This window comes from Gemmatimonadales bacterium (assembly GCA_035502185.1).
Lineage (GTDB): Bacteria > Gemmatimonadota > Gemmatimonadetes > Gemmatimonadales > JACORV01 > Fen-1245.
Window position 1 is genome coordinate 20,911 of record DATJUT010000011.1, and the last position, 14,980, is coordinate 35,890.

13 protein-coding genes are annotated in these 14,980 nt (G+C 73.2%); 6 read left to right on the forward strand and 7 right to left on the reverse strand.

Annotation, left to right across the window (positions count from 1 at the left end; genetic code table 11):
- Positions 1–45: 45 nt before the first annotated feature.
- From VMF70_01150 to VMF70_01180, 7 genes are all read right to left on the reverse strand, one after another.
- The gene (locus tag VMF70_01150) at positions 46–936 is read right to left on the reverse strand and encodes an alpha/beta fold hydrolase (GenBank protein ID HTT66610.1); all 891 of its coding nucleotides are present in this window, start codon (positions 934–936) and stop codon (positions 46–48) included.
- Positions 933–3,734: an amino acid adenylation domain-containing protein gene (locus tag VMF70_01155; GenBank protein ID HTT66611.1), complete on the reverse strand. Its 2,802-nt coding sequence runs from the start codon at positions 3,732–3,734 to the stop codon at positions 933–935. The genes VMF70_01150 and VMF70_01155 overlap by 4 nt, the downstream gene beginning before the upstream one ends.
- On the reverse strand, positions 3,722–4,843 hold the full coding sequence (locus tag VMF70_01160) for an acyl-CoA dehydrogenase family protein (GenBank protein HTT66612.1): 1,122 nt from the start codon (positions 4,841–4,843) through the stop codon (positions 3,722–3,724). Before VMF70_01160 ends, VMF70_01155 begins: the two co-directional genes overlap by 13 nt.
- Before the next feature lie 90 nt (positions 4,844–4,933).
- Positions 4,934–5,791, reverse strand: coding sequence for a 4'-phosphopantetheinyl transferase superfamily protein (locus tag VMF70_01165; protein HTT66613.1), 858 nt, complete (start codon positions 5,789–5,791; stop codon positions 4,934–4,936).
- A gap of 173 nt (positions 5,792–5,964) precedes the next feature.
- Positions 5,965–7,149 carry a DegT/DnrJ/EryC1/StrS family aminotransferase gene (locus VMF70_01170; protein ID HTT66614.1) on the reverse strand — a complete coding sequence of 395 codons (1,185 nt, stop codon included), beginning with the start codon at positions 7,147–7,149 and terminating at the stop codon, positions 5,965–5,967.
- The gene (locus VMF70_01175; GenBank protein HTT66615.1) at positions 7,146–8,177 is read right to left on the reverse strand and encodes a FemAB family XrtA/PEP-CTERM system-associated protein; all 1,032 of its coding nucleotides are present in this window, start codon (positions 8,175–8,177) and stop codon (positions 7,146–7,148) included. The genes VMF70_01170 and VMF70_01175 overlap by 4 nt, the downstream gene beginning before the upstream one ends.
- Complete coding sequence (locus VMF70_01180) at positions 8,174–9,019, reverse strand: XrtA system polysaccharide deacetylase (GenBank protein HTT66616.1); 846 nt, start codon at positions 9,017–9,019, stop codon at positions 8,174–8,176. Before VMF70_01180 ends, VMF70_01175 begins: the two co-directional genes overlap by 4 nt.
- Before the next feature lie 146 nt (positions 9,020–9,165).
- On the opposite strand from VMF70_01180, the gene VMF70_01185 reads away from it, so the two are divergent.
- The 6 genes from VMF70_01185 (at position 9,166) to VMF70_01210 (ending at position 14,978) form a co-directional block, all read left to right on the forward strand.
- Positions 9,166–9,840 (forward strand): PIG-L deacetylase family protein, encoded by a 675-nt coding sequence (locus VMF70_01185; protein ID HTT66617.1) that lies wholly within the window; start codon positions 9,166–9,168, stop codon positions 9,838–9,840.
- A 33-nt stretch (positions 9,841–9,873) separates the two neighbouring features.
- Entirely contained in the window at positions 9,874–10,494 is a 621-nt protein-coding gene (locus VMF70_01190; GenBank protein HTT66618.1) for a 2'-5' RNA ligase family protein, read from the forward strand.
- 216 nt (positions 10,495–10,710) lie between these two features.
- Positions 10,711–11,598, forward strand: coding sequence for a glycosyltransferase family 2 protein (locus VMF70_01195; protein ID HTT66619.1), 888 nt, complete (start codon positions 10,711–10,713; stop codon positions 11,596–11,598).
- 73 nt (positions 11,599–11,671) lie between these two features.
- On the forward strand, positions 11,672–12,811 hold the full coding sequence (locus tag VMF70_01200; protein HTT66620.1) for an NAD-dependent epimerase/dehydratase family protein: 1,140 nt from the start codon (positions 11,672–11,674) through the stop codon (positions 12,809–12,811).
- Positions 12,811–14,166, forward strand: a complete 1,356-nt coding sequence (locus VMF70_01205; GenBank protein ID HTT66621.1) for a UDP-glucose/GDP-mannose dehydrogenase family protein — start codon at positions 12,811–12,813, stop codon at positions 14,164–14,166. Before VMF70_01200 ends, VMF70_01205 begins: the two co-directional genes overlap by 1 nt.
- Positions 14,163–14,978: a sugar phosphate nucleotidyltransferase gene (locus VMF70_01210; GenBank protein HTT66622.1), complete on the forward strand. Its 816-nt coding sequence runs from the start codon at positions 14,163–14,165 to the stop codon at positions 14,976–14,978. Before VMF70_01205 ends, VMF70_01210 begins: the two co-directional genes overlap by 4 nt.
- Positions 14,979–14,980 lie beyond the last annotated feature (2 nt).

Consider the following 14,980-nt stretch of genomic DNA (forward strand, 5'->3'; position numbering starts at 1 on the left):
GCGGCGGCGGCAGCGTCGGGGCGTTCCGGTCGCCGGGGCGCGGCACTAGGCCGTGCGCGCCGCGGCGGGGGCCCCGTCCGCGAGCAGCTCCCCGCCCCAGGCCAGGATCAGGCGCGCGAGGGCCGCCTGGCTGGCGAGGGTCGTGGCCTGGTGATCGGAGTCGGGCAGGAACTCGACCGGAATGCGGTCGCCGATGCCGAAGGGCGCGAACGTGTCGCGGAACTGTTCCCGGTAGTTGTAGTGCCGGATCTCGCCACCGGAGTAGACCATCCCCAGCCGGACGCCGCGCGCGAGCAGGACCTTCAACCCCTCGGCGAACACCTCCTTGGACGGGATGAAGTTCACCCGGCCGAGCTCCGGGACCGGGTGCTCGGCGGCGATGCGGCCGGCGGGCGGCCGGCGCCAGCGGCCGAGGCCCGAGAGGCCGCGGCCCACGAAACCGAGGACCCGGCGCGCGAAGTGCGGCTGGCGCAGCGCGGTCAGATAGTGGTAGGCGTGGGTCTTGAAGGTCGGGTAACGGTAGGCGTCCAGCATCAGCAGGCCCACCACCCGCTCGTCGGCCAGCGCCGCCCCGTAGCCGTGGTAGGCGCCGGAACAATGCCCGAAGATGCCGAAGCGCCGGACCTGGGCCGCCGCGCCGAGGGCGTCCATCGCGGCGCGCACGTCCACCACCGCCTGCTCCTCGAACGAGTGCTGGCCCGTGAGCCGCGCGCTGTCGCCGTGCCCGGCCAGGTCGAAGCGGATGGACGGAATGCCGCGCGCCGCCAGCTGGCGGGAGAGCCGCACGTTGAAGCGATGCGGCCCGACGCGGTGCACCATGCCGGCGTTGAACAGCAGGACGCCGATGCCGGCGGCCGCGCCGCCGGGCCCGTCCGGCAGCACGATCGTGCCCACGAGGCCGTCGTCGGCGCCGAAGGTGACCGACCGCTCGATCATGCGTCCTCCGAGAGCGCGGCGACGAGGCTGCGGATGTCGTCCGGCGGGATGAGCGAATCGTTGAGCATGTCGTTGAGCAGCCACACGACGTCGGAGGCCGTGGTCCGGGTGGCGACGGCGGCGCCGCCGGCGGCCAGCTGCTCCGCGAGGCCGGCCCACGCTTCGCCGGCGCGGGCGCCCACCAGGGTCACGCGCCCGGCGCGCGCGCCCCGGAACGACGCGGGCCCGAGCGCGCCCAGCTGCGCCGTGAAGTCCGGGGTCAGCGGGTAGCCGAGCGACTCGGACTTCGCCTCCTCCAGCGCCTGGGCGCGGAGCCGGCTCTCGGCTTCCCACCGCAGCCCGAAGGCGTCCTTGCGCGCGGCGACGTGCGCCTCGGCCAGCTCGGCGACGTAGGCCGCCCCGTCGGTCACGGGATCCCACAGCACCAGGCGCCGGGGGGGCCGCGCCGCGTTCCGCGAGGCCAGCGCCGCCAGGGTCGCGCCGAGCCGCAGGCCGAGCCACGCGACCTGCGACGAGCTGCTGCGGCGCACGATCTCGTCGCTGGCCCGCACGACGTCCTCCGTCCAGACGGCGAGGCTGCCCTCCTCGTCGGCGCCGGCGGAGTCTCCGGTGCCCAGGTAGTCGAACCGCAGCACGTGCAGGCCGGCGCGCGAGAGGCGGTCGGCGAGGATCCGGAACACGCGGTGCGAGCGGACCGCCTCCTGGCCGAACGGGTTGCACAGCACGCAGCACTCGCGCCGGTCCTGTCCGCCCGACGGCGGCTGGTAGAGGCCGAACAGCTCGCGGCCCGGCGGGCCGAAGCGGATCGGCACCGGGTGTGCCTCGCCGGCCGGCGCGGGCGCGGCCACGCTCGGCGGGGCGGCCGCCGGCGCGGGCGGCGCCGCGGCGGCGGCGGGCCGGCTCTTGCGGCGCGCGGCCTCGAGCGCGGACGCCATCTCGGCGACCGTGGGGTTCTCGAACACCGTCTGGATGTGCAGCGCCACGCCGAACGCGGCCTGGATCTGGGTCACCGCGGACACGACCATCAGCGACGTGGCGCCGAGGTCGAAGACGTCGTCCTCGACGCCGACCCGCTCGAGCTTGAGCAGGTCCGACCACAGCGCCGCGAGCCGCTGCTCGGTCTCGGTGCGCGGCGCGGCGTACGCCTGCGCCCCGGAGGCGTTCTCGTAGGTCGGCGCCGGCAGCGCCCTCCGGTCCACCTTGCCGTTCTGGGTGAGCGGGAACGTCTCCAGCAGCACGAAGTGCGCGGGCACCATGTACTCGGGCATCCGCTCCTTCAGGAACCGGCGCAGGTCGTCCGGCGCCGGCGCGCGGTCCGCGCGCGGCACGACGTAGCCCACCAGCTGCTTGTTGCCGGGCGAGTCCTCGCGCAGCAGCACCGTGCACGAGCGCACGTCGGGCTGGCCCGCGAGCGTCGCCTCGATCTCGCCGAGCTCGATCCGGTAGCCGTGCACCTTGACCTGGTCGTCCACGCGGCCGAGGTACTCGAGGATCCCGTCGCTGCGCCAGCGCGCGAGGTCACCGGTCTTGTAGAGGCGGGCGCCGGACCGCCCCGAGAAGGTGTCGGGCAGGAAGCGCTGCTGGGTGAGGTCGGGCCGGTTCAGGTAGCCGCGCGCGACGCCCGCGCCGCCGATGTACAGCTCGCCCATCTCGCCGATCGCGACCGGCTGGAGCGACTCGTCGAGCACGTACAGCTCGGTATTCGCGATCGGACGCCCGATGGCGATCGCTCCGCTGTCCGGGTCGTCGGGCCGGACCTCGTGGATGCAGCAGCCGACCACCGTCTCCGTGGGCCCGTACTCGTTGATCAGGCGCGTCCGGGGCGCCGCCTGCCGCCACAGCCGCAGGCTCTCGGCCGTCAGTGCCTCGCCGCCGATGATGAAGGCGCGCGTGATGTTGGCCGCCTCGCCCGCGCCGACCTGCTGGTTCAGCAGCTCGAGGTGGGCGGGCGTGATCTTGACCAGCCCGCGCTGCCGGCCGTCCCGGAGGCTCGCCACCAGGCTCTGCGCCCCGACGTCCTCGGGCACCAGCTCCACGTGCCCGCCCGCGAGCAGCGCCGGAAACAGGCTGGTGACCGTGAGGTCGAAGGAGATCGAGGAGTGGACCGGGACCGAGTCGCCGGCCACGACGCCGTAGTGCCGGATCGCGTACCACAGGTAGTTGACCAGGCCGCGGTGCTCGATCAGCGCGCCCTTGGGCTTGCCGGTCGAGCCGGAGGTGTAGATGACGTAGGCCAGGTTCGCGGGCGTCGCCGCGGCGCCCGGATTCTCGCCGCTCTCGCGCTCGAGCGCCGCCCAGTCGGTGTCGAGGCACACCAGCTTGTCCTCGAAGCGCGGGAACAGCGGCCGCGCCTTCGCGTCCGCCAGCAGCACGTGCACCGCCGCGTCGTCCACCAGGAACGCGAGCCGCTCCGGCGGATAGGTGGGGTCGAGCGGCACGTACGCCGCGCCGGCCTTCCACACGCCCAGGAGCCCGGCGACCATCAGCGGCGTGCGGTGCAGCGACACCCCCACCAGGGTGTCCGGCCGCACCCCGCGGCGGCGCAGGTGGTGCGCGATCCGGTTCGCCCGCTCGTTCAGCTCGCCGTAGGTCAGCCGCCCGCCGGGGTGCACCACGGCGGTCGCCGCGGGGTCGCGCGCGACCTGCCGCTCGAACAGCTCGTGCGCGCACGCGTCCGGAAACTCGGCCCGCGTGTCGTTCCACTCCTTGAGGATCCGGTCGCGCTCGGCGCCGGCCGGCGCCGGCCGGCCGGGCCCGCCGCCGGCGGACGCCGCGCCGACCGACGTCAGAGCGACCACGCGATCAGCTCCTTCATCGTTTCGTTGGTCCCGGCATAGATGCGCTGCACCCGGCTGTCGGCCCACATCCGGGCGATCGCGTACTCGGTCATGTAGCCGTAGCCGCCATGCAGCTGGACGCACTCGTCCACCACGCGGCACTGGGTCTCCGTCATCCAGTACTTGGCCAGCGCCGCCCCGACGTCGTCGAGCGCGCCGGCGATGAACCGCACGACGCAGTCGTCCACGAACACGCGGCCGACCCGCGCCTGCGCGGCGCATTCCACCAGCTTGAACCGCGCGTTCTGCAGGTCGAACAGCGGCTTGCCGTACAGGGCCCGCTCCTTGGCGTAGCGGAGCGTGATGGCGACCGCCTCCTCGGCCATCGCGACCGCGCCCACCGCGATCGACAGCCGCTCGAACGGCAGCCGCTGCATCATCTGGGACATCCCGCGCCCCTCGGCCGCCCCGAGCAGGTTGGCGGCCGGCACCCGCACGTTCTCGAAGAACAGCTCGCAGGTGTCCTGGCCGTGCATGCCCACCTTCTCGAGCGGCTTGCCGACGCCGTAGCCCTTGAGGTCCTTCGTCTCCACCATCACCAGGGAGACCGCGCGCATCGGCGGCGCCGCGGGGTTGGTCTTCACCGCCAGGCACACCAGCCCGGCGTGCCAGCCGTTGGTGATCATCGTCTTGGAGCCGTTGACGACGTAGTGGTCGCCGTCCCGGACCGCCGTGGTCTTGATGCCGGCGAGGTCCGAGCCCGCGGCCGGCTCGGTCATCGCGATCGCACCCACCAGCTCGCCCGCGGCCATGCGCGGCAGCCAGGCGCGCTTCTGCTCCTCGGTACCGTAGCCGTGGACGTAGTGCGCCACGGTGCCCTGCACGTTGGAGCCGAAATGCACGCCGGCGCGCGCCAACTCCTCCAGCACGACGCACTCGTGCGCGAACGTGCCGCCGCCGCCGCCGTACTCGGCCGGCACGTCCGGCAGGAGCAGGCCGACCTCGCCGGCCTTGCGCCAGTCCGCCGCGTCGGGATGGTGCTGCTCGCGCCACTGGGGCTGGCGCGGGACGAACTCCTCCTGGATGAAGCGCCGGACGCTGTCGCGGAACAGCCGCAGCTCGTCGTTCATCCACGGAGACTCGTAAGCGGACGACGTCATGGTGTTCTCTCGCCGATCAAAGACGCGCGCGGCACGCTGGCGCGCCGCGCGCCCGACGGACTAGGCGCATTCCCGGCCCGGCGGCGCCTCGCCGCCCGCCGGCTCCGCACGGCCGCGGCGCCCCGCGCGCCGCTCCCCGCCCGCCTCCAGCAGGGCCCCCAGCATCTCCCACGGCCGGGCGCGGATCGCCGTGCCGCGGCCCTCGACCGCCACGGCGCCCACGTAGCCGGGCGCCGGCTGTACGGCGCGCAGCGTGTAGCGGCCGGGCGCGTCCGGCGCATCCTCGACCCTGAGCAGCCGCGCCGGCTCCCCGGGCACCAGGGTCACGTCGAACGAGTCGAGCGGCCGCGCCAGGCCCTCGCCCAGCGCCTTGAGGAACGCCTCCTTGCGCGTCCAGCCGGCGAACGCCGCCTGGAGCCGCAACGGCCCCGCGATCGCCGCGAGCGCGGCCCGCTCCGCCGGCGAGAAGCAGGCGTCGGCCAGGGCGCGGAGGCTGCCGATCTCCCGGATCCGCTCCACGTCGATGCCGACCTCGCGGTCCCGGCTCACCGCGACCAGCGCGAGATCCTCGGCATGCGAGAGGTTGAAGCGCGGGCCCGGCTGATCGGCCAGGCGCGGCTTCCCGCCGGGGCCCTCCTCGAACGTGATCTCCCGCGGCCCGCGGCCGACGTACCCGCTCAGCACCAGCCGCAGCAGGCCGTGCGCACATACGTAGCGCCGCCGGTCGGCCGCGTGCACGAAGCGGTGGGCGCGCGCGACTTCCGCCGCCGACAGGAAGGCCTCCAGCCGATCCTGTGCCGCCCGATCGAGATCGAGCCGGAGCGTCCAGACGTGAACCTCGCCGTCCCGCAGCAGGCTCGCGGCGCCGCCGTCGCGGTACCGGGCGACGCCCCTGAGGATGTTGTGAATCGTCGTCACGGAGCCCTGACCTGGTGTGGTCGGGACGTCCCATGCGCAAGAACCGCGCACTCGGACGGGCTCGTGCCGGGCGAAACGTAAGTGACCAACAGCCAATGTGCTACGCCGCCCGCCGCGGCGCGCGGCCATGCGGCGCGCGCGCGAGTCCGTTGCGGAAGCGCAACAACCCGCCGTCAGTTGCGCTCGAGCCACGCCGCGAGACGGTCGAGGTCCGCATCGCTCAGCAGGCCGTGGGTCGGCAGGGTGACGAGACGCTCGGCCAGCGTCCGCGCCCCGGCGAACGGGTCGCGGCGGTTCACCACGCGCGCGGCGAAGCCCGGCAGGTCGCAGAGCGCCTGCGGGTAGCCCGGCATGATCCCGAGCGCGCGCGCGCCGCTCGAGGCGCCGGCCGCGCGGGCGGCATCCCCGGCGACGAACGGCAGTCGCAGGTAACCCGCCACGCCGCCCGCCGGCACGCGCACCGGCGTCACGCCCGGGCCTCGCCGCGCGAGCAGGCGGCCCGCGTTGGCGCGACGAATCTCCGCCTCGGCCTCGCCGAGGGGCAGTGTCACGGCCAGGGCGCGCGCGGCCACCGCGCTCATCGCGCCGGCGGGCGTGGGCGCGTGGTACACGGTTTCGCCCAGCCGCAGGAACGGCAGCGCCGACGGCAGCGCGTACAGCGAAGGACGTCCGAGCAGCCACTGCGCCTTGAGCTGCACCAGCTCCTTCAGGCCGCCGCCCGGCACGAGGTCCGCCGTGCCCGAGCCGGCCAGCAGGGCGCGGCCGCGCTCGCCGTTGGCGAGGAGCGCCCCGCCCCGGCCGCCGGTGTTGCCCTTCCCGCGGCCGAAGCTCAGGACGGCGAGGTCGCCGAACGAGCCGAGGGGACGGCCGCCGAAGCTGGCGCCGGCGCCCTGGGCCGCGTCCTCGATCAGCACCGCGCCCGCCGCGCGCGCCGCGGCCCGGACCGGCTCCGGGTCCACCGGCACGCCGTAGAGGTGCACGAGTACGACCGCCCGCACGCCGCCGCCGAGGGCCCGCCCCAGCGACGCGAGGTCGGGCGCGAGGGTGGCCGGATCGACGTCGTACAGCAGCACCGGGAACCCGGCGCCGTCCGCGGCGGTGGCGACGTCGTAGCAGGCGTAGGCGGGCAGCGCGACCGGGGCGTCCGGCCGGCCGGCGGCCGAGCCCCGGATGGCGCAGGTCAGCGCGCTGGTGCCGCTGTCGGTGAGCACGACCTCCGCCCCGCCGTACGATCGCCGCAGCTCCTCCGCGACGCGGACGCGCGCCGCGGCGGCGCCCGCCACGAGGCCGGCCGCGCCCGCGCCGACCGCCCGCAGCGGCAGCGGCGAGTAGGCGGGCAGCTGGCGCCGCCAGCTCACGGGATGCCGCGGACGATGTGCGGCCCGAGCGCCGTCGCCACCGGCACCGGCAGCCGGGACCACAGCTTCGGCCCCCAGCGGTACGCGCCGTCGTCGGGCGAGGGCGTATGGGCATCGCCTCCCCCGGCGGCGCGCTGGTACCAGTGCAGCGGGACGTCGCGTCCACCCCACTGCTGCTTGAAGCGATGCGTGCCGCTGCCGGGCGTGCACCGGCCGAAGTTGAACAGCGCGACCCCTTCCCGCGCCGCCCGCTCGATGAACGCCCAGTAGAGCGCCATGTTCGGCGACAGGCGGTTGTAGACGACGAGGGCCGACGCCCACGTCATCTCGAACTCCCCGCCGAAGCGGAAGCCCGCGCCGCACGCGATCGGCACGTCGCCGAGATAGGCGCATCCGAACCAGGCGTCGTCCCCGAACTCCGCCGCGATCGCCTCGAACAGGCTCCGCGGCTGGGTGGGCGTGCCGAGGTCCCGCATGTGCCGCGCGAACACCTGGAAGAACGGCGCCACCTGCTCGCGGCCGAACCGGACCGCGACCCCTTCCTTGGCGGGACGCCGGACCTGGCTCCTGAGCTTGGCCGGGAACTTCGCGAACACGCCCTCCGGGTTCCCGGGCACCAGATCGAGCACCACGGTGATCTTGCGGTGCGACACCGGCAGATCCACGGGGAGCGGCTCCCGGCTCCGCAGCTCGAGCAGCTTCACGCCGTCCCGCTCGGCGATGCGGACGGCCTCGTCCGTCAGCGCGCGCACCGCTGCCGCACCGCCCAGCGGTCCGCCGTAGTTGAGGAACGGCATCGAGACGAGGTAGTGCCCGAACAGCCGGCTCTTGACCCGCACCAGCGGCAGCACGCCCGCGAGCGCGCCGTCGGCCGTGGCCGCCAGGTAGATGCAGGAGTGGCGATGGGTCCGCTCGAGGACCGGCTTCCAGCCCCACAGGTGGAAGTGGCTCCAGCCGCTCGCCGCGCGGACGAACGCGTCCCACGCCGCCGGGTCGCCGTCGAACGGCGCCACCACGAGGCCGCTCACGCCGCGGCGGCTCCCGCGGCCCGCATCCCTTCCGCGACGCTGACGAAGCGGAACTCGCGCATCAGGCGCTCCAGGCGCCGCCACGTGCCGGCGAGGCCGCCGTAGTGGCGCACCCGGGTGAGGAGCGGCACGTCGAACCGCGGCTGCCCGGGGTCGATCTCCCAGGGATGCAGGTAGAAGGTCCCCGGCTGCCCGCGCCGCTCGGCGTCGCGCAACGCCGAGCGCACCAGCACGGGCGGCAGGAGGCGGAAGTACGCTCCACCGGCGGCGGGCAGGTTGAGACCCGCCCGCCGCAGCGTCGTGGGCGGCACCTCGAACAGCTTCCCCGCCGGGCGATCGAGCCAGTACGGGTCCCGGCCGCCGCCCGCGTAGCCGTAGCCCGGCCGCGTGATCGGGAACAGCGACGAGTCGTAGCGGTAGCCTTCCTCGACCAGGATGTCGAGCGCCCACTCGCGGCCCGCGACGATCGAGTAGTTGGGCGCGCGATAGCCGAGGCACGGCTGCCCGCTCAGGGCCTCGAGGATCGCCTTGGTGCGCCGGACCTGGTCGCGGAACGCCTCGGGCGAGAGCTCCACGACGCGGCGGTGGTCGTAGCCGTGCGACGCCACCTCGTGCCCCGCCGCCGCGATCGCCTTCACCATCGCCGGCTGCCGCTCGGCCACCCAGCCGAGAGTGAAGAAGGTGCCCGTGGCGCCGTGGTCGGCCAGCAGCTGCAGCAGCCGGTCCACGTTCCGGGACACGCGGCTCTCGAGGGAATCCCAGCGCTCGCGCGCGACCCAGGGCGCCAGCGAGAGCACCTGGAAGTGCTCCTCGACGTCGACGGTGAAGTAGTGGCGGATCACGGCCAAAGTCTAAGGGCGCGGCGCCGGGCACGCCACCGCGCGCCGCGCGCCGACGCGCGGCCGCGCCGGCCCGGGCCGATTGACCTCGTTCGGGTGGGCCGCGCATACTTGAGGCCCGACCGATCCCTCCAACCCGGTGGAGCCACGTGGGCCGCCAGTCGAATCCGCACGCGCCGCTGCCGCTGACGTTGCCGCACCGCGGCCGGCTCAAGGTGCTCTGCGTCGGCGCGCACCCGGACGACATCGAGATCGGGTGCGGCGCGACCGTCCTGGACCTCGTCCGCCAGGGCGCGGACGTCCGGTGGGCCGTCTTCAGCGGCAACGACCGCCGCGCCGAGGAGGCCGCCCACAGCGCGCGACTGTTCCTCGGCAAGGACGCGGCGCGGCGCCTCGTGCTGCACCAGTTCCGCGACGCGCACTTCCCGGCGCACTTCACCGCGATCAAGGACGCCTTCGAAGCGCTGGCCGCGCGGTTCTCGCCGGACCTCGTCTTCACGCACTTCCGCGACGACCGCCACCAGGATCACCGGGTCCTGTCCGACGTCGCCTGGAACACCTTCCGGCGCCAGACCGTCGCGGAGTACGAGATCCCGAAGTGGGACGGCGACCTCTCCACTCCCAACCTGTACGTGCCGGTCGCCGCCTCCGCGGCGCGGCGCAAGGTCACCAGCCTGATGCGCGCGTTCGCCAGCCAGCGGCACCGCGACTGGTTCGGCGAGGGCGTCTTCTTCGGGTTGATGCGGCTGCGCGGGATGGAGTGCCGCTCGCGCTCGGGGTTCGCCGAGGCCTTCTTCGGCCGCAAGCTGGTCTTTCGCCCCTGAGGTGAGCCGCCGACACGAGGCGACGCGGTCGCGATGACTCCCGGCGTGCGACGGATCCTGGCGCGGCTCGGCTGGACGGGGGAGCCGCCGGCGGCGCCCACCTGGGTCGCCTATGCGATCGTGCCCGGCGACGAGGTCCACAACTTCGTCCGCCGCGCCCAGGCGCGGGTGCTGGCGCGCTACCGCCCCGGCTCGCTCGACGACTGCCCGCACATCACCATCAAGCAGGCGTTTCAGGTCGAGGCGCTGGAGCCCGCCGAGCGCTACTTCGACCGGCTGGCGGGCGAGACCGAGCCGTTCGATCTCGAGACCGACGGCGTGGGCCGCTTCGAGGGCCACGGCATCGTGTACCTGGGCATCCGGACGGATCCGCGCCTGGAGGCGCTGCGCCGCAGGATCCTCGCGGACCTCTCCGCACAGTTCGGCGTCAGGCCCTACCCGCTGGAGGACGACCGCTACCGTTACCATGCGACGCTGGCCTCCGGTCTCTCGGAGGCGGACGCCGCTGCGGCGCTGCAGGCGCTCGGTGACACCGGCGTCGGACTCCGCCTCCGGTTCGACACGCTGGGGCTGCTGTGCCGGACCGCGGGCAGGCGCTGGGTCACCTACAAGCGAACCGCGCTGGGGCGCGCGGAGCCGCGGCCTTCCGCGTAGGCCGCGCGGGAGCGCCGGGCGCGCGGACGGCCGGCGGTGTCGCGCGTGCGCCACGATTGTGGCGGGTCCCGGCCCGGGCGGTCCGCGTGAATCCGAGGCGATCCAGCCGCCGCGCCACGAAATCAGGGGAACGATTCCTGCGTTACGGCCGAAGCGATCGTCCGTCGTCGCCACGACGCGGGAGAAGGTCCGACGATGCCTGATGCAGCCGGCGGAGTGCGAGGACACCCACTGGTGTCGGTGGGCGTTCCGGTCTACAACGCGGAGCGGTTCCTCGCGCGCGCGCTCGACTCGCTGCTCGGCCAGACGCTCTCCGACTTCGAGCTCATCATCTCGGACAACGCGTCGGCGGACGGAACGGCGGGCATCTGCGAGCAGTACGCGCGCGCGGACCGCCGCGTGCGCTACGTGCGCCAGGCGCGGAACATCGGCGCCGCGCGCAACTGGAACGTGGTGGCGCGCGAGGCACGCGGCGTGTTCTTCAAGTGGGCCTCGGGGAACGACACCTGCGCACCGACGATGCTCGAGCAGTGCGTCCGCGCGCTGCAGGCCGATCCCGGCGTGGTGCTGTGCTACGGCCGCACCGAGCTGGTGGACGAGCGGGATCAGCCCATCGAGCGGTACGCGGGCGACCTCGCGTTCGAGGAGGAGCGGGCGGCCGAGCGGTTCGAGCGCGTGTGCTCGGAGATGGCGCTGAACAACGCCCAGTGCGGCGTGATGCGGCGCGACGCCCTGCGGCGCACCGCGCTGGACCGGCCGTTCGCGGCGGGCGACGTGGCCCTGATGGCCGAGCTGGCGTTGTACGGGAAGTTCCGGCTGCTGCCCGAGGTGCTGCTGTACCGTCGCCAGAGCCCGGGAGCGTTCTCGTTGCTGCTCTCGCCGCTGGAGCGGCGGCGCTTCCACGACCCGCAGGCGAAGGCGCCGATGAAGCTGTTCCGCGTGCGCCACCACGTGGACCACCTGCGCAGCATCGCACGCGCGCCGCTGCCGGCGCGCGAGAAGCTCCGGGTGTTGGGGACGGCGCTGCGTCTGGCCCGATGGGACCGGGTGCACATATGGCGCGAGCTGCGCTCGCTGCTCGGGGGCGCGCCGGCGGCGGGATGATCCCCGCGGGCGCGCGGGACGTGCCGGCGGCGCGGGCCGCGCGAGGCTTGCACCCGTCCCGACGATTGGTACAATGAAGGACCGAAGGGACACCGTGACCATCATGGAGAGCCTGGAACAGCTCCTGCACACCGATCTCGAGTACCTCTGCGCCAGCGCCCGCGAGGCGTTCGGCCGGATGGAGGGCCGGCGCCTGCTCCTCACCGGAGGGGCCGGCTTTCTCGGTTACTACCTGGTGCACGGGGTGCGGCACTGGAATCGCCACCACGCCAAGGCGCCGATCGCGCTGACGGTGTGGGACAACTTCATCCGGGGCACGCCGGAGTGGCTCACCGCGCTCGGGGCCGAGCCGAACCTCACGATCCGCACGGTGGACCTGATCCAGCCGCTGCCCACGGACATGGGCCAGTACCAGTTCATCATCCACGCGGCGGGGATCGCGTCGCCGACCTACTACCGGCGCTACCCCATCGAGACCATGGACGCGAACATCAACGGCCTGCGGGCGCTGCTCGAGTACGCGCGGCGCCGCCAGGACTCCCGGGACCCGGTCGAGGGGTTCCTGTTCTTCTCGAGCAGCGAGATCTACGGCGATCCGCCGGCCGACAAGATCCCCACCTCGGAGGACTACCGCGGCAACGTCTCGTGCACGGGGCCCCGCGCCTGCTACGACGAGTCGAAGCGCTACGGCGAGACGCTGTGCGTCAACTTCGCACACCAGTACGGGGTGCCGGTCCGCTGCGCGCGGCCCTTCAACAACTACGGCCCGGGCCTGAAGATCTCGGACCGCCGGCTGCTGCCGGACTTCGCGCGCGACGTCTTCTCGGGGCGCGACATCGTGATGCTCTCCGACGGGTCGCCCACGCGCACCTTCTGCTACAGCGCCGATTCGATCATGGGCTACTACAAGGTCCTGGTGCAGGGGGGCAAGGGCGAGGCGTACAACATCGGCATCGACCGGCCCGAGATCTCCGTGGCCGAGGTCGCCGAGAAGGTGGTGGCGCTGGCCCGGGACCTCATCGGGTACAAGGGCAAGGTGGTGCGCGGCGCCGCGCAGGAGCGGGACTACCTCGTGGACAATCCCGCCCGCCGCTGCCCGAACATCGACAAGGCGCGGCGCCAGCTGGACTACCACCCCACGGTCCTCGTGGACGAGGGGCTGCGGCGCGCGATGGTCTGGTACAGCTACCACCGCACGGCGGAGGACGCATAGTGCGCATCTCGGTGATCGGCACGGGGTACGTCGGACTCGTCTCCGGGGTCTGCCTCTCGGAGAAGGGCCACCAGGTCTGCTGCGTGGACAACGACCAGGCGAAGGTGGACAAGATCCGCAGCGGGGTCGCTCCGTTCTTCGAGGAGGGGCTCGAGCCCCTGCTCCGCAAGCACCTGGGCCGGGGCCTGACCGTCGCCACCGACATCCGCGCGTCGGTGCACGACTCCGAGATGACGCTGATCGCGGTCGGCACGCCGTTCGACGGCCGGGAGATCGACCTCAGCACCGTGCGCGAGGTGGCCCGGCAGATCGGCGCGGCGCTGCGCGACAAGCCGGCCTATCACACGGTCGTGGTCAAGAGCACCGTCGTCCCCGGCACGACGGACGGCCCGGTGCGCGCGATCCTGGAGAAGGAATCGGGGAAGAAGGCCGGCGCCGACTTCGGCCTGGGGATGAACCCGGAGTTCCTCACCGAGGGCCAGGCCATCGAGGACTTCCTCGAGCCCGACCGCATCGTCATGGGGGGCATCGACGCGCGCACGGTGGAGGCCCTGGACCGGCTGTACGCGCCGTTCCCCGACACGCCGAAGCTCCGCACCAACTGTCGCACGGCGGAGATGATCAAGTACACCTCGAACGCGATGCTGGCGACGGCCATCTCGTTCGCCAACGAGGTGGGCAACCTGTGCGAGGCGCTCGGCGGCATCGACGTGGTGGAGGTGATGGCGGGCCTGCACCTGGCCGCCTACCTGCGCCCGTACGCGGAGCGGCCGGGCTACGTGCAGGCCCCGCTGTCCGCCTTCTTCGGCGCGGGGTGCGGCTTCGGGGGCAGCTGCCTCCCCAAGGACGTGAAGGCGCTGATCGCCCACGGCGAGCGGGCGGGCAGCCCGATGCCGGTCCTGGCCGCCGTGATGGAGACCAACCAGGGGCAGCCGCACCGGATCGAGGCCCTGCTCCGCAAGCACTTCGCCTCGCTCCAGGGCATCCGGGTGGCGGTGCTCGGCCTGGCCTTCAAGCCGGACACCGACGACATCCGCGAGACGCCGGCCCTGCCCATCATCCGCGACCTGCTCGCCGCCGGCGCGGCGGTGCGGGCGTACGACCCGGCCGCCGTGGCCAACGCGAAGGCCGCCCTCAGGGACGACCGGGTCGCGTTCGCGGCGTCGCTCGAGGCGTGCATCGCCGACGCGCAGGCCGTCGTCCTGGTCACCCGGTGGAGCGAGTTCCAGAAGCTCCCGGACCTGCTCGCGGGACGGCCCCAGCCGCCGGTCGTGGTGGACGGGCGCCGGGCGCTGGACAAGACCCGCATCGCACGCTACGAGGGCATCGGCCTCCGGGCCCAGGAGACCCCATGAAGGTGGTGCTGTTCTGCGGCGGCATGGGCATGCGCCTGCGGGAGTACTCCGACGCGGTGCCGAAGCCGATGGTGCCCGTCGGGCCGCGGCCGATCCTCTGGAACCTGATGAAGTACTACGCCCACTACGGGCACAAGGACTTCGTGCTGTGCCTCGGTCACCAGGGCGAAGTGATCAAGAACTACTTCCTGAACTACAACGAGGCCACGTCGAACGACTTCGTCCTGTCCGCCGGCGGGCGCAAGCTGGAGCTGATCAACCAGGACATCGACGAATGGACCATCACCTTCGCCGACACCGGCCTGCGCTCGAACATCGGCCAGCGGCTGAAGGCCGTGGAGCGCTACCTCGAGGGCGAGGACGTGTTCCTGGCGAACTACGCCGACGGGCTGACGGACCTGCCCCTGCCCGACACGATCGCGCACTTCCAGGCCAAGCAGGCCATCGCCAGCTTCGTGTCCGTGCGTCCGAGCCAGAGCTTCCACGTGGTGCGGATGCGCGACGGCGACGCGGTCGACGCGCTCCAGCACGTGACCAAGACGGACATCTGGGTGAACGCCGGCTTCTTCACGCTGCGCAAGGAGATCTTCCAGTACCTGCACGAGGGCGAGGAGCTGGTCTACGAGCCCTTCCAGCGGCTGATGAAGGAAGGCCGCCTCTACTCGTACAAGTACGACGGCTTCTTCCTCGCGATGGACACCTTCAAGGAGAAACAGCAGCTGGACGAGATGTCCGCCCAGGGGAACACGCCGTGGGAGGTCTGGAGGACCGCGAGGAACCGCCGCGCCGGCGGCGGGAAGCCGGGGGCCTGACG